At 66.0% G+C, this 16,989-nt stretch carries 14 protein-coding genes and 1 tRNA gene; 6 read left to right on the top strand and 9 right to left on the bottom strand.

Annotated features, from left to right (window positions below):
* Window positions 1-54: 54 nt before the first annotated feature.
* Window positions 55-1,101, bottom strand: coding sequence for a uroporphyrinogen decarboxylase (gene hemE, locus ACFQXB_RS16715; protein ID WP_377406112.1), 1,047 nt, complete (start codon window positions 1,099-1,101; stop codon window positions 55-57).
* Between the two features lie 96 nt (window positions 1,102-1,197).
* On the opposite strand from hemE, the gene hemC reads away from it, so the two are divergent.
* The gene (gene hemC / locus ACFQXB_RS16710; RefSeq protein WP_377406110.1) at window positions 1,198-2,145 is read left to right on the top strand and encodes a hydroxymethylbilane synthase; all 948 of its coding nucleotides are present in this window, start codon (window positions 1,198-1,200) and stop codon (window positions 2,143-2,145) included.
* A gap of 798 nt (window positions 2,146-2,943) precedes the next feature.
* Here the strand turns inward: hemC and ACFQXB_RS16705 are convergent.
* A tRNA-Met gene (locus ACFQXB_RS16705) sits at window positions 2,944-3,020 on the bottom strand.
* Window positions 3,021-3,126: 106 nt separating this feature from the next.
* On the opposite strand from ACFQXB_RS16705, the gene ACFQXB_RS16700 reads away from it, so the two are divergent.
* The gene (locus ACFQXB_RS16700) at window positions 3,127-4,236 is read left to right on the top strand and encodes an FAD-dependent oxidoreductase (protein ID WP_377406108.1); all 1,110 of its coding nucleotides are present in this window, start codon (window positions 3,127-3,129) and stop codon (window positions 4,234-4,236) included.
* Window positions 4,237-4,241: 5 nt separating this feature from the next.
* On the opposite strand, the gene ACFQXB_RS16695 is transcribed toward ACFQXB_RS16700, so the two are convergent.
* A complete protein-coding gene (locus ACFQXB_RS16695; RefSeq protein ID WP_377406106.1) occupies window positions 4,242-6,773 on the bottom strand; it encodes an ABC transporter permease in 2,532 nt (843 codons plus the stop codon).
* The gene (locus tag ACFQXB_RS16690) at window positions 6,770-7,471 is read right to left on the bottom strand and encodes an ABC transporter ATP-binding protein (protein ID WP_377406104.1); all 702 of its coding nucleotides are present in this window, start codon (window positions 7,469-7,471) and stop codon (window positions 6,770-6,772) included. The genes ACFQXB_RS16695 and ACFQXB_RS16690 overlap by 4 nt, the downstream gene beginning before the upstream one ends.
* Here ACFQXB_RS16690 and ACFQXB_RS16685 point away from each other — a divergent pair.
* Together ACFQXB_RS16685 and ACFQXB_RS16680 are read left to right on the top strand one after the other, a co-directional pair.
* Entirely contained in the window at window positions 7,470-8,192 is a 723-nt protein-coding gene (locus tag ACFQXB_RS16685) for an arylesterase (RefSeq protein WP_377406102.1), read from the top strand. The two genes, ACFQXB_RS16690 and ACFQXB_RS16685, sit on opposite strands and share 2 nt — an antisense overlap.
* A 58-nt stretch (window positions 8,193-8,250) precedes the next feature.
* On the top strand, window positions 8,251-9,660 hold the full coding sequence (locus tag ACFQXB_RS16680; RefSeq protein WP_377406100.1) for an FAD-binding oxidoreductase: 1,410 nt from the start codon (window positions 8,251-8,253) through the stop codon (window positions 9,658-9,660).
* A gap of 126 nt (window positions 9,661-9,786) precedes the next feature.
* On the opposite strand, the gene ACFQXB_RS16675 is transcribed toward ACFQXB_RS16680, so the two are convergent.
* Genes ACFQXB_RS16675 through clpS form a run of 3 tightly spaced genes read right to left on the bottom strand, consistent with a single transcriptional unit; the run spans window position 9,787 to window position 11,964 of the window.
* Complete coding sequence (locus ACFQXB_RS16675) at window positions 9,787-10,593, bottom strand: SDR family NAD(P)-dependent oxidoreductase (RefSeq protein ID WP_377406098.1); 807 nt, start codon at window positions 10,591-10,593, stop codon at window positions 9,787-9,789.
* A gap of 24 nt (window positions 10,594-10,617) precedes the next feature.
* Complete coding sequence (locus tag ACFQXB_RS16670; protein WP_377406096.1) at window positions 10,618-11,628, bottom strand: class I SAM-dependent methyltransferase; 1,011 nt, start codon at window positions 11,626-11,628, stop codon at window positions 10,618-10,620.
* Between the two features lie 15 nt (window positions 11,629-11,643).
* A complete protein-coding gene (gene clpS / locus ACFQXB_RS16665) occupies window positions 11,644-11,964 on the bottom strand; it encodes an ATP-dependent Clp protease adapter ClpS (protein WP_377406167.1) in 321 nt (106 codons plus the stop codon).
* A 144-nt stretch (window positions 11,965-12,108) separates the two neighbouring features.
* Between clpS and ACFQXB_RS16660 the strand changes: the two genes are divergently transcribed.
* Complete coding sequence (locus tag ACFQXB_RS16660) at window positions 12,109-12,807, top strand: HAD family hydrolase (RefSeq protein WP_377406094.1); 699 nt, start codon at window positions 12,109-12,111, stop codon at window positions 12,805-12,807.
* A 232-nt stretch (window positions 12,808-13,039) separates the two neighbouring features.
* Entirely contained in the window at window positions 13,040-14,554 is a 1,515-nt protein-coding gene (locus ACFQXB_RS16655; RefSeq protein ID WP_377406165.1) for a D-alanyl-D-alanine carboxypeptidase family protein, read from the top strand.
* 68 nt (window positions 14,555-14,622) lie between these two features.
* Here ACFQXB_RS16655 and ccoS read toward each other — a convergent pair whose 3' ends face one another.
* Together ccoS and ACFQXB_RS16645 are read right to left on the bottom strand one after the other, a co-directional pair.
* A complete protein-coding gene (ccoS, locus tag ACFQXB_RS16650) occupies window positions 14,623-14,781 on the bottom strand; it encodes a cbb3-type cytochrome oxidase assembly protein CcoS (RefSeq protein WP_377406092.1) in 159 nt (52 codons plus the stop codon).
* Between the two features lie 18 nt (window positions 14,782-14,799).
* A complete protein-coding gene (locus ACFQXB_RS16645; protein ID WP_377406090.1) occupies window positions 14,800-16,986 on the bottom strand; it encodes a heavy metal translocating P-type ATPase in 2,187 nt (728 codons plus the stop codon).
* Between the last annotated feature and the right edge of the window lie 3 nt (window positions 16,987-16,989).

Here is a 16,989-nt window from a genome sequence, read left to right as displayed (position 1 = left end):
CCCACAGGCTGATCCGGCGGGGCAGAAGGCAGCTCCGCCGGGCCGATGGTGCGCTCAGCCGCCGCGCACCACGTCGATCATGCGCTGGACATTGCCCGGATCGGCGTCCGGGGTGATGCCGTGGCCCAGGTTGAAGATATGCGGCCCCTTCGAGAAGGCGCGGACAATGCGCCGCGTCTCCTCATCCAGCGCCTCGCCCCCCGTCACCATGTGGCGCGAGGCAAGGTTGCCCTGGACACAGCCATCGACCTGAACATGTTCGGCCGCCCATTCCGGCGTCACCGAATTGTCGAGCGCGACGCAATCGGCGCCCGTCGCGCGCGCAAAGCCGACATAGCCTTGGCCGGCCTCACGCGGGAAGGCGATCACCGGCACGCCCGGATGGCGTTGCTTGAGCTCTGTGATGATCTGGCGCGCCGGTTCCAGGGCATAGCGTTGAAAATCGGCGCCGCGAAGCGAGCCGGCCCAGCTGTCGAACAGCTTCACGACTTCGGCGCCTGCCTGGATCTGCGCGGAAAGGTATTCGATCGTACCCCGCGTGATCAGATCGATCAGCGCCTCGAAGGTAGGGCGATCCTCATCCTTGAGGCGGTGGGCCGGGGCCTGATCCGGGGTGCCGCGCCCCGCGATCATGTAGGTCGCGACCGTCCAGGGCGCGCCGGCAAAGCCGATCAACGTCGTTTCGGCCGGCAATTCCCGGGACAGGATCCGCACCGTTTCATAGACCGGGTTCAACACGGCGTCGATCTCGGCTACCGGTTTCAACCGTGCCAGATCCGCCGCGCCCGTGACGGTGGAAAGGCGCGGCCCTTCGCCGGTGACAAACCACAGATCCGCCCCCAGCGCCTGCGGCAGAAGCAGGATATCGGCAAAGAGAATCGCTGCGTCGAAGCCATAGCGACGGATCGGCTGCAACGTCACCTCGGCCGCCAGTTCGGGCGTGTAGCACAGCGACAGAAAGTCGCCCGCCTTTGCCCGGGTGGCCCGGTATTCGGGCAGATAGCGTCCTGCCTGGCGCATCATCCAGATCGGCGGCGTCGGAAGAACCTCGCCTTGCAGCGCGCGCAGGATCGTCTTGTCACGGGGGGATGTGCTGGTCATCTCGGCTCCTCTTTGCTGTGTCGTCCCGGTTTGGCGGCGTGATGTCAAGGCGGCGGGCAGTTGTCAGGCGCAAGTGTCGCGGCTATGGCTGGGCGCATGACACAGGATTTGCCCACCCCCGACCGCCCCCTGAAGATCGGCACACGCGGCTCACCGCTGGCGCTGGCCCAGGCCCACGAGACACGCGACCGCCTGATGGCGGCCCATGGCCTGCCGCAAGAGGCCTTCGAGATCATCGTCATCAAGACAACCGGGGACCGGGTGATCGACCGGCCGCTGAAAGAGATCGGCGGCAAGGGCCTGTTCACCAAGGAAATCGAGGACGCCATGCTGAGCGGCGGCATCGATATCGCGGTTCATTCGATGAAGGACATGCCGGTTCTGCAGCCGGACGGGCTGACGCTGCGCTGCTTCCTGCCGCGCGAAGATCCCCGCGATGCCTTTGTATCGCTGCATCATGGCGGCATTGCGGATCTGCCACAGGGCGCGGTTGTCGGAACCTCGAGCCTGCGCCGGCGTGCGCAGCTTCTTGTCCGTCGCCCCGATCTGCAGGTGGTCGAGTTCCGCGGCAACGTCCAGACCCGGCGCCGCAAGCTGGAAGATGGTGTGGCAGTGGCGACCTTTCTTGCCATGGCAGGCCTCAATCGGCTGGGGCTGACCGACTTGCCGCGCGCGCCGATCGAAACGTCCGATATGCTGCCGGCCATCGCGCAGGGGGCGATCGGGATCGAGTGGCGCGAGGCCGACAGCCATATCGCCGCGCTCCTGGCGCAGATCCACGATGTGCCTACCGGGCAACGGCTTGCGGCAGAACGGGCCTTGCTTGCCGCCCTGGACGGATCCTGCGAAACGCCGATCGCGGGCTTGGCGGAACTGCAGGGTGACACGCTGTGGCTGCGCGGCGAGATCCTGCGCCCCGATGGCTCGGAAGCGCTGTTCGAGGAAGGCCGCGCGCCGATCGCCGACGGCGCCGCCCTGGGCCGTGAGATCGCCGAACGGCTGTTGGCACGGGCGCCGCGGAACTTTTTCAGCTGGCGCCAATGATCCTCGGGCCCGGAGGCACCGCCCCCCCCCCCGCTCATCTGCTTGCGCCACATGACGAAGCCGGCGTCCTTACGGAACCGGATGGCGACCAGTCTCTCTTCCGGCGGCGGCTATTCCCCGCACTCGGGGGGCTGTCGCAAGTCCTGCCGCCCTGCCCGGCCAACGGACGTGATTGCCCTGATCGCATGACGTGCCGGCCTGATCCTGATCTCCTGATCCTGCAGGACAAACGCTCGCGCTGTTCGGACCGGCTGCGACGCTGCGTCGGGGCGATGATCCGGACGGCTTCCGTCTGGTCGCCGCTAGCGGACCTGGCCAAGGATCGCCGAGTTCCGGCCTGTCATGCGAACCGACGGAGTGTTGCGTTCCCACACACCGATGCAAAGCACCATCGTTCCGGGCTTTGACGAGATGATCCCGATGATGAGGGTGCAGGCGCGCGCAGGATCCGAACATCGTCCGCCCCCCCCTTGACCCCTGCAAGGGTGAGCTTCTCCATGGCACCGAAGGTGACGCAGGGGTCGCCAGCAACAACACCCGTCGGGCAGCCGAAGCAGATCCAGTTGCGCGGGTGGGCTTGACAGCGGGGTTATCTGAAGCCCGACCACCCCGCAGCGTTTGCACCTGCGCCACGGGCTCATACCGCATTTCACGGCGGGAAATGGCATCGAGATCAGCAAGACCAGGCATCCGGGAGGATGCCCGGTCTCCGACATCAGCCCCGGCAGGACGCGGTTGCACCCTCTCGACAAGACCGTCGGGCGCAATTGCCTCACGCCTGGTTTTCATGTGGTGTGATGGTAGCGGAGGAGGGACTTGAACCCCCGACACGCGGATTATGATTCCGCTGCTCTAACCAACTGAGCTACTCCGCCACTGGGTGCGCGCTAGGTAGGGGAGCGGCGTCCGGGCGTCAAGAGGAAATTCACCCCCGCACCGATAGGAACGATCGTGCCACAGTCTGCCCCGCGAACGCGCGTCTTGCCCCGGAAGGAACCGCACCTTGTGATGGTGGGGGGTGGCCACAGCCACGCGCTGGTGCTTCGGGATTATGCCGGCAAGAACCGCCCGCGCGCGCAGCTCACACTGATCGATCCCGCACGTCAAGCAAGCTACAGCGGCATGGTGCCGGGGGTGCTGGCGGGGCACTATCCGCGCGAACTGGCCCAGATTGACCTTGCGCAGCTGGCTGAACGCGCAGGTGCGACGCTGCTTCAGGCGCGGATGCTGGCCCTGGACATGGACCGCAGATCGCTGCGGCTGAGTTCGGGCGACGAGATCCCGTTTGATCTCCTGTCGCTGGACATCGGCGCTGACCTCCGGCTGGATCTGCCGGGCGCCCGGCATGCGACGCCAGCCAAGCCTCTGACGCCGCTGATCGACCGCTGGGACAGGTTTCTCGCCGATCGCGCGGCCGGGGTCTGTCCGCCGAACCTCTGTGTGATCGGCGCGGGGCTTGCCGGGTTCGAGCTTGCCCTCGCCGCAGCCTGGCGCCTTCGATCAGACCCGGCGCGGCCCGAGGTTCTGCTTGTCGACCGGAGCAAGGCCTTCGCCGGCCTCGGGAGGCGCGCAGAAAGGATGCTGCGCAAGGCCATCCATCGTGCCGGTGTCATTCTTCTTGAAGAAACGGTCGTCGCAGGCCTGGGCAGCAACAGCGTGACACTGGCGGATGGCGTCAGCCACCCGGCCGGCATGGTCATCACGGCAGCCGGGGCACGGGCACCTCAGGCGCTGATCGGGTCCGGCCTGCCGCTTGTCGAGGGTTTTGTTTCGGTGACGCCCCAGTTGCACATCCCCGGCGATCCAACGATCTTTGCCACAGGGGATTGCGCCCATCTGGCCCATGCGCCGCGCCCGAAGGCCGGGGTCTTTGCCGTGCGCCAGGCGCCGATCCTGGCCCATAACCTGATCGCCGCAACGACGGGCGACAGCTTGCGCCGCCATGATCCGCAAGGCGATTACCTGCGCCTTGTCTCCTGCGGTGACAGGCGGGCGATTGCGATCTATCACGGCCTCTCACTTCGGGGGCGATGGCCGTGGTGGCTCAAGGACCGGATCGATCGGAGCTTTGTGGACAGCTTTCGTCGCTGAGATCGCTATTCCTGCTGGCGCAACACCTGGGCCGGGCGCGCTGCCAGGGGTCGCAGCGCGAACAGCAGGCTTGCGAAAAGCGTCGCCACCACCCCACCGGCCACGATGGCAAGGGCTGTCATCGGCTCGAACCGGAACGGAACCTCCATCACGAAGCGCATGACCGCCCAGGCCGCCGCCGCCCCCGCAGCGATTGCAACAGCGCCCGCAGCCGCGCCCATCAGTGCGGCCCGCAGGGCAAAACTTGCCAGGATTGTCGCCCGGCTGGCCCCGACCGTCCTGAGCACCGCCGCCTCGAACAGACGGCCCCGTTCGCCCGCCGCCGCCGCACCGATCAGCACGATGAACCCGGTCAGAAGCGTGGCGCCTGCCGCATAGGCCGTGGCCGTGGCAATCGCCGAGAGCGCCTCGGAAACCTGGCCGATCACGTCCCGAACCCGGATCGCGGTGATGTTGGGATAGGCCGTGGCCAGGTCGCGCAGGATCGCCGCTTCGGCCATTTCCTCGGCATAGACGGTGGCAATATGGGTGTGGGGCGCGCCGGCAAGCGCCGAGGGGTTCATCGACAGCACGAAGCCGATCCCGCCGGTCGAGAAATCGACATTGCGGAAACTGGTGATCGCTGCGGTGATGTCGCGGCCAAGGATGTTGACAGTGACCTCATCCCCCAGACGCAGCCCCATCTCGGCGCCGGCTTCGGCGGCAAAGCTCATCACGGGAGGGCCGTCGTAGTCTTCGGGCCACCATTCGCCTTCGGTCAGTTCGACATCGTCGGGGCGGGCGGCGGAATAGGTCACGCCCCGGTCGCCGCGCAGCACCCAGTGGTCACCACCGACCTCGCGCGCGGGGCGGCCATTGATCCGCGTCACGATCCCGCGCAGCATCGGCGCCGTTTCCACCTGCGACACCCCCGGATCATCCTCCAGACGCGCAAGAAAGCCGGGGAGCTGATCGCCTTGAATATCGACGAAGAAGTAGGAAGGCGCGCGTTCGGGCAGATCGCCTTCGATGGCGCCGCGCAGGTTGCTTTCGATCTGTCCGACCGCGGCCAGCACCGCGAGACCCAGGCCCAGCGACAGGATCACCGATCCCGCCTCGGACCGTGGGCCACCGATGGCGCCGACGGCCAGCCGCAGCGCGGTATGGCCACGCAACACCGATGATCGCGCCAGCCGCCGCATACCAAGGCGCAGCGCAAGCGCCGCGAGCGCCAGCACCCCAAGTGCCGCCAGAACGCCACCCGCCGCGCCCAGCGCAAGCCGTGCCACGCCGGAAAACCACACGGCCGAGCCCACCAGCGCACTCAGCAGAAGGGCGGTTGCGGCAATCCAGATCGGCCCCGGCCAGCGGCGCGCACCTTGGTCCGTTCCGCGAAACAACGCCGCTGCACGCAGTTCGCGGGTTGCCGCAAGGGGCCAGAGCGTGAAGACCGCCGCCGTCAGGACACCGTAAAGCGCAGCCTCGGCCAAGGGGGCAGGATAAAGGGCAAAGGTCGCCGGAATCGGAAGCCGCGCCTCGATCACCGGCGCGAGCGCAAGCGGCACCCCCGCGCCCAGAACAAGGCCAAGCGCTACCCCCAACAGCGTCAGCGCACCGATCTGCAGCGCATAGATGAAGAAGATCATGCCCCCGGTCGCGCCAAGTGTCTTGAGCGTGCCGATAACCGGCACCTTGCGCTCCAGATAGGCGCGCACGGCCGAGGATACGCCGACCCCGCCCACCGCCAGCCCGGCCAGGCCCATCAGCACAAGGAAGGCCCCCACCCGGTCCACGAAGCGATCAACCCCGGGCGCGCCGTTGCGACGGTCCTGCCAGCGCAGGCCGCTGTCGCGGAAGGCGCGCAAGGCCTCGGCACGCAGCGCGCCAAGGTTGGCGCCTTCGGGCAGATCAAGCCGGTAGCGGGTATCGAACAGTGTGCCGGGGCCCAGAAGTTCGGACCCGGCCAGCGCCTCGGTCGCGACAATGGTGCGGGGGCCGAAGGTAAAGCCCCCGGCGCTGCTGTCAGGCTCGCCCACAAGGATCGCGGTCAGCCGGAACTCCTGCACACCCAGACGGAACACATCGCCGGGCGCAATCGCAAGCCGGTCGGCCAGCAGCCGGTCCATCACGCCACCCGGCAGATCGCCACCATCAAGCGCCGCCGCCATGGGCATAGGGGGATCAAGGCGCACCTCGCCCACAAGGGGGTATGCATCGTCCACGGCCTTGACCTGGGTCAGGGCCCGGTCCGCACCCAGCCCCTCGCCCACGGTGGCCATCGAGCGGAAATCCACGATCTCGGACACGCGTTCAGCCTGATCCTGCATCCAGGCCCGCTCCGCATCGGTGGCAAAACGATAGGTAAAGCTGAGTGCCGCATCGCCACCCAGAAGAACAGCGCCCTGTTCGCGCAGGCCAGCCTCAAGGCTGGCGCGGATCGTGCCCACGGCGGCGATCGCGGCGACACCCAGCACAAGGCAGGCCAGAAAGATCCGGAAGCCGGCCAGGCCACCGCGCAATTCGCGGCGCGCCAGGCGAAAGGCGACGGCGGCGCTCATTCCGCCGCGCGCTTCTGCTGGCGATCCTCGCCAACGACGAGGCCGTCGCGCAACCGCACGATCCGGTCACAGCGATCGGCAAGCTCGGGCGCATGGGTGACAAGAACAAGCGTCGCACCGTGGCGGTCGCGCAGATCGAACAGCAGGTCCATGATCGCCGTGCCCGTCGCGCCATCAAGGTTCCCCGTCGGCTCATCCGCAAGCAGCAGCGCCGGCCGGGGCGCCGCGGCACGCGCCAGGGCCACACGCTGCTGTTCGCCGCCCGACATCTGCGCAGGATAGTGATCCATCCGGTCACCAAGACCCACGGCGCGAAGCTCGGCGGCGGCGCGGTCGAAGGCATCGCTGTGACCGGCCAGTTCCAGCGGTGTCGCTACGTTTTCAAGGGCGGTCATTGTCGGGATAAGGTGGAAGGATTGAAACACCACCCCCATATTGCCTCTGCGAAAGCGGGCCAGCGCGTCTTCGTTCATGGCCGTCAGGTCATGGCCCAGGGCCTGCACCGTTCCGCCGGTGGCGCGTTCCAGCCCGCCCATGAGCATGAGGAGTGACGATTTGCCCGAACCCGATGGCCCGACCAGCCCCAGCGTTTCCCCGCGCCCGACCTCAAGCGTGATTCCCTTGAGGATATCGACCGGGCCGGCGTTGCCCTGCAGCGTCAGCCGCACATCCAGAAGCCTCAGAACAGGGTCCGTCATGAAGTACCTCCGCGCCACGCTGATCAAAGCCTTTGCCAAGCCATATGGTGCAGCGGCGCAATTGCGCAACCGCTGCATCGCGGCATCAGTCGCCGCTATACTCGCCCTTGCCCCCGGTTTCGCCACTGCAACAACACTTCTGGCCCTGGGCGACAGTTTGACGCAAGGCTATGGGCTGCCCCCCGAGGATGGCCTTGTGCCCCAGCTTGAACGGTGGCTGCAGGATCAGGGACGGGATGTGACCGTCATCAACGCAGGCGTATCCGGGGATACAACCGCTGGCGGCCGGGCACGCGTTGCCTGGGCCCTCGCCGATGCGCCCGATGCCATGATCGTGGCGCTTGGGGGCAACGACCTTTTGCGCGGCATCGATCCGGCCACAAGCCGCGCCAATCTGGAGGCCATCCTGCAGGCCGCCGCCGACCGTGCGGTGCCGGTGCTTCTGGTCGGTCTTCCGGCGCCCGGCAATTACGGCCCCGAGTTCCGTCGGGCCTTCGATGCAATGTATCCAGAGCTTGCGGCGGAATTCGGCGCCTTGCACGCGCCCAACATCTTTCAGCCGATGATGGACAAGGCCGATGCCGGCGAGAGCTTTGCCGACCTGATGCAGGGCGACCATATCCATCCCAATGCCCGGGGCGTGGAGCTGATCGTGGAGGCCCTCGGGCCACGCGTCTTGGAACTGCTTGATCGCGCCGAGGGCACCGCACCGGCTGAATAGCACTGGTCAATCGTCGCAGGTCGTGGCTAGTTCGGGGCCGAGGCTGCGGGGAAAAGGCATGGAACTGATCGAGGAATTGCGCCGCCTTCTGGGGGCGACCCAGGTGTTGTGCGGGGCGGATGCGGCGCGCTACGGGCGCGATTGGACCGGACAGTATGAATGGACGCCGCTCGCTGTCCTGCGGCCCGGCTCGACCGCTGAAGTTTCCGCGGTCATGCGCCTTGCCCATGCGGCGCGTGTGCCTGTCGTGCCGGTTTCGGGCCATACGGGGCTGACGGGGGGAACGGTGGCGGAAGGCGCGCTCATGCTCTCGCTCGAACGCATGAACCGCATCCGCGAGATCCGCCGCTCGGCGCGGACTGCCGTGGTCGAGGCCGGAGTGGTCCTCGCCACTCTGCACGAGGAAGTGGGAAAACTGGGACTGAGCTTTCCCTTGATGTTCGGCGCGCGCGGATCGGCAATGATTGGCGGTGCTCTCTCCACAAACGCCGGCGGATCAAACGTGCTGCGCTACGGCAATACCCGTGCCTTGTGCCTTGGGCTTGAGGTGGTTCTTGCCGACGGACGGATCCTTGATCTGCAAAGCGCGCTGCACAAGGACAATTCCGGCTATGATCTGCGCGATCTGTTCATCGGCGCCGAGGGCACGCTGGGCATCATCACCGGTGCGGTCCTGAAACTTGTGCCCGCCCCCCGTGCCTATGCAACCGCGATGGTTGCCACCGCCGATCTGGGGGTGGCGCTTGATCTTCTCAACCGCCTGCAGGAGGCCACGGCCGGGCTGGTCGAGGCCTTCGAATACATGCCTCGCGCCTATATGCGCCGCCTGCTTGCCCGCAAGCCCGAGATGCGTGCGCCCTTTGCGCAGGAACACGATGTCAACATCCTGGTCGAGATCGCCTCCACCAGCCCACGCGACGCGCATCCCCGCGAAGATGGCAGCATCCCGCTTGTCACGCTGCTCGAGGAGACATTGTTCGACCTTGCCGAAAGCGGCGCCGTGCTGGATGCCGTGGTCGCGCGCTCCGATGCGCAGCGATCGGAAATGTGGGCCCGGCGCGAGGCCGCGGCCGAGATCACCCTGGGGCAGTCACCGATCGTCGATACGGACGTCGCCGTTCCGCTTGACCTCGTGGCGAGGTTCGAGACCGAGGTCCGGGTTCGCATTGCTGCGCTCGACCCACAGGCTGAAACGCTGAGCATCGCGCATCTGGGCGATGGCAATCTGCATTTCACCATCTTCCCGACCGATGGTGACCCGGTGTTCAAGGACCGCCTTCGGGAAACGGTGGAAGATGTCGTGGCACTGCTTGGCGGCAGCTTCTCGGCCGAGCACGGCATCGGCACAAGCAAGAAGCCGACCATGGCGCGCCGCAAGGATCCGGTCGTGCTGGAGGTCATGCGATCGCTGCGCAAGGCCCTGGATCCCGAGGGGATCCTGAACCCGGGCAAGGTGCTGCCGGACTGAATCAACCAGCGACCGGCGTTCAGGAGTTCCACGGAACCTCATATGGGGCGTGGTCAAACCACCTCGCGTCCTGGTTTTCGAGTCGGAGAGGCATGCAGGCCTCGGCTGTCATGCTCATGCAACCGGCTAATGCGCGGCACAGCCGACCGGATCAAGCAGCGTGCGCCCCCCGTCCACGGTCAGGATCTGACCTGTCACGAACCCGGCACCATCCGAGGCAAGGAACTGAACCGCCTCCGCCACCTCGTGCGGGGCGGCGATGCGGCCCATCGGCGTCCCCTGGGCAATGGCTGCGCGGTAACTCTCGTTCTCGCGCAGGGCTTCTTTCAGGCTCGCGCTCATGACGCTGCCAAAGCCGACGGCATTGACCCGGATCCGGTGCGGAGCAAGTGCGACCGCCAGGGACCGCGTCATCTGATCCAGTGCCGCCGCGCTGACCGAATAGGCCAGAAGTTCGGGCCGGGTGCGGTGTGCCGCGATCGAGGACAGGTTGATGATCGACCCAAGCGGCGCACCTTCGGGCGCACCCTTGCCCTGAGTGATCATGCGCTTGGCGACAGCCTGGCTCAGCCGCAGGCTAGTCAGGAGATTCTGCTGCAACAGGGTTTCCATCCCGTCGTCATCCACGCTCAGCGGATCGGAATGCAGCATCTGCCGGCTCGCGTTCACAAGGATGTCGATCCGGTCAAAGGCGTCCAAAGTTGCGGACACAAGGTTGGCGATCGTCAACTTCTGCCGCAGGTCTCCGGCAAAGAAACGAACCGCGCCCTCTTTCTCGGCCTCTTCGCCCACTTCGGCCTCAAGTCGCTCTTCGTCGATGTCGGCGAACATCACGTTCGCGCCCTCGTCGATCAGGTGCCGGGCGATGGCCAGCCCGATTCCGTTGGCGGCACCCGTAACGATGGCAGTCTTGCCCGAGATGGAGAAGGACATGGAACAGAACCCTTGTGGCGCGGCCTAGCCGCGGCGACCAGACAGTGGGGCAGCGGGTTTCGACGCCCGCAAGAGCTTGAAGGCGGGCGTTCCGCCCACGGCCTCGACTTCGCGGAATCGCTGCCGCAGGACATCTTCATACGGCAGATGGCGGTTGGCGACCAGCCACAGGACACCCTGCGGACGAAGAAGCCGCGCCGCGGCGGCGATGAAGGCCTGGCCCAGCGCCGGATCGGCGGCACGGCCGCTGTGAAAGGGCGGGTTCATCACCACTGCTTCCACAGGAACGGGCAGCGTGAAGGTCGTCGCATCCGCCCAGTGGAACTGCGCGCGTGGATCGGTGATATTAACCTTCGCGCAGGACAGGGCGGCGTGATCGGCCTCGACGAGATGCAGTTGTTCGACACGCTGACGCGCAAGGATTGCCGCAGAAAGATATCCCCAGCCGGCACCCAGATCGACAACAGTCGCCGGCAATCGGTCGGGCAGTGCCGCGGCAAGAAGCGCCGAGGCCGGATCGACGCCATCCGCAGAAAAGACCCCGGGCCAGGTCTGGAACCCCGAAGCCAGATGGATGGGCGCAGCGGCCCAGTCCGCCAGCACATCAGCCCCCGGCGACGCGAACACGAACAGCTTGCCATGCGCCTTCGAAAGCGCCGGCCCGGTGTCGGTGCGGGTGCGCAACAGACGCAGCATCGAATCCACTCCGTCGGTCTTCTGCCCATCCACCACGATTGGTGCGCCGAGAGGAAGATGTGCCGTGGCAAGCGCCAGCATCGCCAGCGCCGCCGATCGGGACCGGGGCAAACAGATGATCGCGGCGCAATAGTCGCCTTCAGGCGCAACACCTGTTTCCAAGCCCCGGTCCGCAAAGAAATCACGGTCCGGGCGAAAGCCCTGAATCACATGCACGCGCTCCTGCGGCAAGCAGCCAAGATCCGTGCCGGCAGCAGGGCCAAGAACGGCGATGCGGCCATCAGCAGGAAGCACAAAGGCCCCGCCCTCAAGCGCAAGAGGAAGACGCAACGATAACATGGCGGGCCTCCCGGCCTATTCCTTTTCCATCGTGCACTGCAGCGGATGCTGATGACGACGCGCGAAATCCATGACCTGCGCCACCTTGGTTTCGGCCACCTCGAAGGAAAAGACCCCGACCACCGCAAGTCCCTTCTTGTGCACGGTCAGCATGATCTCGAACGCCTGGGCGTGGCTCAGGCCAAAGAAGCGTTCAAGCACATGCACGACGAATTCCATGGGCGTATAATCGTCGTTCAACAACAAGACCTTGTACAGAGGCGGGCGCTGCGTCTTGGGCCGCGTCTTGGTGACGATCCAGGCATCGCCGTCGCGCTGATCCTTGTCATCGGACATCATGCGGTGCAGAGGGGTCACGGGTATCTCCGGCGGGGTTCGGCTGAGTTTCGTCAAGCGCAATATAACCCATCTGCCCCGCAAGAAAAGGGCTCTTGCCCCGGGTCCGGAGGCGGCTCAGAAAGGCGGGCAATGGAGGCGCCCATGACCCTGAGCACCATCGGCTTCGACGCCGACGACACATTGTGGCAGAACGAACGTTTCTTCCGCATGACGCAAGACCGCTTCGCAGAACTGCTGTCCGACCATACCGAGCCCGGTGCGCTTCAGGCCCGCCTGCTCGAGGCGGAGCGGCGCAACCTCGGGCACTATGGGTTCGGCATCAAGGGATTTGTCCTCTCGATGATCGAGACTGCGATCGAGGTGACCGAGGAGCGGGTACCCGCCAGCGTGATTGCCGAGCTTATCGCGACGGGTCGCGAGATGCTCCGCCACCCGATCGAGCTTTTGCCCCATGCGCGCGACGCAATCGAGGCCCTGGCCCCGCATCATCGGATCGTTCTGATCACAAAGGGCGATCTGCTGGATCAGGAGCGGAAGCTTGCCCAGTCGGGGCTGGGGGATCTGTTCGACGCGGTCGAGATCGTTTCACACAAGTCGCCAGCCACGTATGGCACGGTTTTTGCTCGTCACGGGGATGGGCCCGCGCGTGCGATGATGGTCGGAAACTCTCTGCGCTCGGACGTGATTCCGGCTCTCGAGGCAGGTGGCTGGGGCGTTTTCGTGCCTCACCCGCTGACCTGGGAACTGGAACACGCCGTCGCGCCGACAGATCACGCGCGATTCCGCGAGCTGCCCGATCTTGGCGCATTGCCCGATCTGGTCGCCACGCTGGACGGGTGACGACGAAGGGTTGGTGACGGATGAACTTGCGGTGGATGAGGATGCCTGCGCAAGATGTTGCGCCTGTCCTTCTTGGTTAAAAAGCCCCGGGAATCCGGGCTTTTCGCGGAGGTTGTGCTGTGTTAGCCTTTCTCGACAGGCAGAAAAAGCCCGCAAAGAACCGGGCACAGGCAGGAAAAGGACAGGTGACGTGAAACCGTCTCTGGGGCAGCATGTCCGTATTTTCGTTGCGATGTCGTTGGTCTGCATCCTCGCGGCGCTTCCGGGGGCGGCGTTCGCCGCACCCTATGCAGCGATGGTGATGGATGCCCGCTCGGGTGAGGTTCTGCATGCGCAGAATGCCGACACCCGGCTGCACCCCGCATCGCTGACCAAGATGATGACGCTTTATGTGGCGTTCGAGGCGATCCGCAACGGCGAGATCACCCTGGATACGCAGGTGCGCATTTCACAGAAGGCCGCGAACGAGCCTCCGTCAAAGCTCGGGCTGAAGCCCGGCCAGACGATCGCGTTGCGCTATCTCATTCGCGCCGCAGCCATCCGGTCGGCCAACGACGCCGCAACCGCTATTGGCGAGGCGATTTCGGGTTCCGAAGCCGCCTTTTCCGAGCGGATGACGCGGACCGCCCGCGCGCTTGGCATGAACAACACCACCTTCAAGAACGCCCATGGCCTTACCGCATCCGGCCATCTTTCGACCGCCCGCGACATGACGATCATGGGCCGGCGCCTGTTCTACGACTACCCGCAGTACTACAACATCTTCTCGCGCCGCTCGGCCGATGCCGGCATCGCCACGGTACAAAGCACCAACGCGCGCTTCCTGGATGCCTACAAGGGCGCCGACGGCATCAAGACCGGCTTCACCCGCGCGGCTGGCTTCAATCTTGTTGCCTCGGCAGAACGGGGCCAGACCCGGATCATCGCCACCGTTTTTGGCGGCACGTCGACCGCCCAGCGCAATCAGAAGGTCGCAGAACTGCTGGACCTGGGCTTCCGCAGTGCCCCGGCACAGGTGGCCGTGAATCGTCCCGCTCCGCCGGCCTACAGTGCCCCGGCCAGCACGGCGGCGGCGCCGATCGTGGCCGCTGTGCAGCGCAGCCCGCGCCCTGCCGCCCGTCCCGTCGCGCCACCACCGGCCGAGCTTCTGGTCGCCATGCGTGACGACATCAGCTCGATCCTTGCCGAAGTTGTCGAAGAGGGGGCCGCGTCCGAGCCACCCCCGCCCCCGCCGGCACGGCCCGACAGCCTGGCACCGGAGACGCCCGTTCTGGCCGAGGCCGAGGTCACCGATCTTCCGGTCGAGGCTGAAGAACTCGTGCTTGCCGCGGCACCGCCGGCGGCGGCGGCCACCATCCCCTATACGGCGCCGCGCCCGCGGCCCACTGCGACCACAGTCATGGCAACGCCCGCGCCGGAAGTTGTCGAGCGCCCAAGGGAGGTGCTGGCTGCCGTTGCGCCCGATGCGCCAGCCGCGTCGGCCGAGGTGGTCACCCGCGTTTCCACTTCCGGCGGCAGGCACTGGGGTATCAACATCGGACGCTACAATTCGCGCCATGAGGCCGAGCGGGTGCTTCTTACGACCGCACTGGCCGAACCGAATGCGCTGGAAGGATCGTTGCGCCGGGTCAACCAGTCCAACAGCGGCTTTGACGCAACCTTCATGGGCCTCAGCCAGGAGCAGGCCGATCTTGCCTGCAGGAGGCTTCAGGCCCGCAACCAGTTGTGCTTCACCATCGGCCAGTGACAGCCGCCAAACCGAATGCAAGAAGGGCCGGTGCAATGCACCGGCCCTTCTTCATGGCAGGTTCCTGGTCATGCCTTGGGATGGTCATCGTAGTCGGTATTCAGGATCCGACGCGAATCCCCTTCGGGATCGTCATACTGGCGGTTCTTGAGCGACCAGAAGAATGCGACAAGCCCCACCCCCCCCAGAAACAGGGAAATGGGGATGAGAAAAGCGAGAATGTCCATGATGTCTCTCCGGGGCGATTACTTCAGACGCAGCGCGTTCAGCGATACGGTGATCGACGAGAGCGACATCGCCAGTGCCGCGGCAAGTGGCGTGGCAAAGCCCAGCAATGCGATGGGCACTGCAACCACGTTGTAAAGCGCCGAAATGCCAAAGTTCTCGCGGATACGCTTTGTCGCCTTGATGGCCACGCGGCGTGCCTCGGCAATCGGGGCGATATCCTTGCCCAGAAGCACGATGTCCGAGGCAACCCGCGCCGCATCCAGCGCCGAGGCTGGCGAAATCGATACATGCGCCGCCGTCAGCGCTGCGGTATCGTTCAACCCGTCGCCCACCATGAGAACCTTGCGGCCCGAGGCCGTCAGCGCCATGACGCGGGTGGCCTTTTCGGCCGGAAGGGCCCCGGCCTCCCAGTTCGGGATGCCGAGCCGCTGGGCAAGTTCGCGCACCGCGCCGGCCACATCGCCCGAAATCAGATGCACCTCGGCCCCTTGCGCCAGAAGGGCGGACACAGCCGCCTCGGCACCCGGGCGCAGCCGATCGGCGAAGGTAAAGGCGCGCGGGGCTTCCTGGCCGATGCGCAGATAGGTTGCAGTCACGTCAAGCGGATCGGCGCCGACCCAGGCAGCCCGCCCCAGCCGCACGGGAAGCCCCTGCCACAGCCCCTCGATGCCAAAGCCCGGCACTTCACGCAGATCGTCAACCTGCGCCGCCCGAAGCCCCGCGCCCTGCCCTGCATGAACCAGCGCCGCAGCAAGCGGATGCGACGATGCCGAAGCCAACGCCAGGGCCACCTGCAGATCCCGTTCGGGATGGGCGGCAAGGTTGGTCGGTTCGGGCGCGCCCAGCGTCAGCGTTCCGGTCTTGTCAAAGACGACGGTATCTACCTCGGCCAGCCGTTCCAGCGCTGTGCCATCCTTGATCAGCAAGCCCGCGCGGAACAACTTGCCGCTGGCCGCCGTGACCACAGCGGGCACTGCAAGGCCCAGCGCGCAGGGGCAGGTAATGATCAGCACGGCCGCCGCAATGTTGATTGCCAGCCGCACATCCCCGCCCGAGACATACATCCAGCCGATGAACGACATCAGCGCCAGAAGATGCACCATCGGCGAATAGGCCCGCGCCGCCTGATCGGCAAGCGAGGTGTATTTGGTGCGCGCGCTCTCCGCCACGGCCACCAAGTCGGCCATGCGGTGCAGTGAACTGTCCTTGCCTGCCGCCGTAACCCGCACCACCAGCGGTCCGGTCAGGTTCACCTCGCCGGTGCTGACAACAACGTCGCGGCCGGCATAAACGGGAAGGCTCTCGCCAGTCAAAAGCGAACGGTCGATCTCGCTTGTGCCATCGACGACGACGCCGTCCACGGGCACGCGCCCACCGGGCCGCACCCGCACAAGATCGCCCGGAACCAGATCGGCAATCAATACGCTTTCCTCGATTCCGTCCCTCAGGCGCGCCGCGCGGGGAACTTCGAGCGCCGCAAGCTCTTGCGCGGCGGAACGCGCCACGGCCCTTGTGCGATAATCAAGATACCGCCCCGCGAGCAGGAAGAAGGTCAGCATCACGGCCGCATCGAAATAGGCATGGCGGCCGCTGTGGAAGGTCTCGAAAACCGATATCGCCGAAGCAAGGATCAGCGCGAGGGAGATCGGGACATCCATGCCGAGACGCCCCGCCTTCAGGGCGGCCCAAGCTGATTTGAAGAAGGGTTGCCCCGAAAAGACCACGGTCGGCAGGGCGATTGCGCCTGAAATCCAGTGAAACAGGTCGCGCGTTGCATCCTCGGCGCCCGACCAGACCGCCACTGACAGCAACATCACGTTCATCATCGAAAAGCCGGCCACGCCAAGCCGCATGAGCAGATCGCGCCCCTGCCGGTCAGTCTCGGTCATCGAAAGCGACCCGGGGTCAAGTTCATGCGCCTCGTAGCCCAGCCGCTCCAGCCGAGCGACGAGCGCATCCGCCGTCACGTCGGGATCGGCTTCGACACTCACCCGTTTCAGCGTCAGGTTGACCCGGGCCGACCGCACCCCCGGCATCCGGCTCAGCGTGCCTTCGACCGCGGAAATACAGGTCGCGCAGTGAATTGTGGGCAGTGAAAGCAGGATACGACCCTGCGCCGCCGCGGTTTCGGCCAGCGCTTCGGCCGAGGGCACGACAGCGCAGGCAGGGCAAGCCGAAGGCGGCGGGCGCAGGTGTGTGGTCATCAG

The organism is Halodurantibacterium daqingense (assembly GCF_042666235.1).
Lineage (GTDB): Bacteria > Pseudomonadota > Alphaproteobacteria > Rhodobacterales > Rhodobacteraceae > Halodurantibacterium > Halodurantibacterium daqingensis.
The sequence above is the reverse complement of the archived record's forward strand: the minus strand, read 5'-3'. Positions and strand labels throughout refer to the sequence as shown.

Bases quoted from the DNA above. Each gene is read 5' to 3' on its own strand.
- ACFQXB_RS16685 (WP_377406102.1), top strand. From the start codon at position 7,470: ATGAAGTACCTCCGCGCCACGCTGATCAAAGCCTTTGCCAAGCCATAT.
- ccoS (WP_377406092.1), bottom strand. From the start codon at position 14,781: ATGGACATTCTCGCTTTTCTCATCCCCATTTCCCTGTTTCTGGGGGGG.
- ACFQXB_RS16645 (WP_377406090.1), bottom strand. From the start codon at position 16,986: ATGACCACACACCTGCGCCCGCCGCCTTCGGCTTGCCCTGCCTGCGCT.
- ACFQXB_RS16690 (WP_377406104.1), bottom strand. From the start codon at position 7,471: ATGACGGACCCTGTTCTGAGGCTTCTGGATGTGCGGCTGACGCTGCAG.
- ACFQXB_RS16695 (WP_377406106.1), bottom strand. From the start codon at position 6,773: ATGAGCGCCGCCGTCGCCTTTCGCCTGGCGCGCCGCGAATTGCGCGGT.
- ACFQXB_RS16680 (WP_377406100.1), top strand. From the start codon at position 8,251: ATGGAACTGATCGAGGAATTGCGCCGCCTTCTGGGGGCGACCCAGGTG.
- clpS (WP_377406167.1), bottom strand. From the start codon at position 11,964: ATGTCCGATGACAAGGATCAGCGCGACGGCGATGCCTGGATCGTCACC.
- ACFQXB_RS16670 (WP_377406096.1), bottom strand. From the start codon at position 11,628: ATGTTATCGTTGCGTCTTCCTCTTGCGCTTGAGGGCGGGGCCTTTGTG.
- ACFQXB_RS16675 (WP_377406098.1), bottom strand. From the start codon at position 10,593: ATGTCCTTCTCCATCTCGGGCAAGACTGCCATCGTTACGGGTGCCGCC.
- hemC (WP_377406110.1), top strand. From the start codon at position 1,198: ATGACACAGGATTTGCCCACCCCCGACCGCCCCCTGAAGATCGGCACA.
- ACFQXB_RS16660 (WP_377406094.1), top strand. From the start codon at position 12,109: ATGACCCTGAGCACCATCGGCTTCGACGCCGACGACACATTGTGGCAG.
- ACFQXB_RS16655 (WP_377406165.1), top strand. From the start codon at position 13,040: ATGTCGTTGGTCTGCATCCTCGCGGCGCTTCCGGGGGCGGCGTTCGCC.
- hemE (WP_377406112.1), bottom strand. From the start codon at position 1,101: ATGACCAGCACATCCCCCCGTGACAAGACGATCCTGCGCGCGCTGCAA.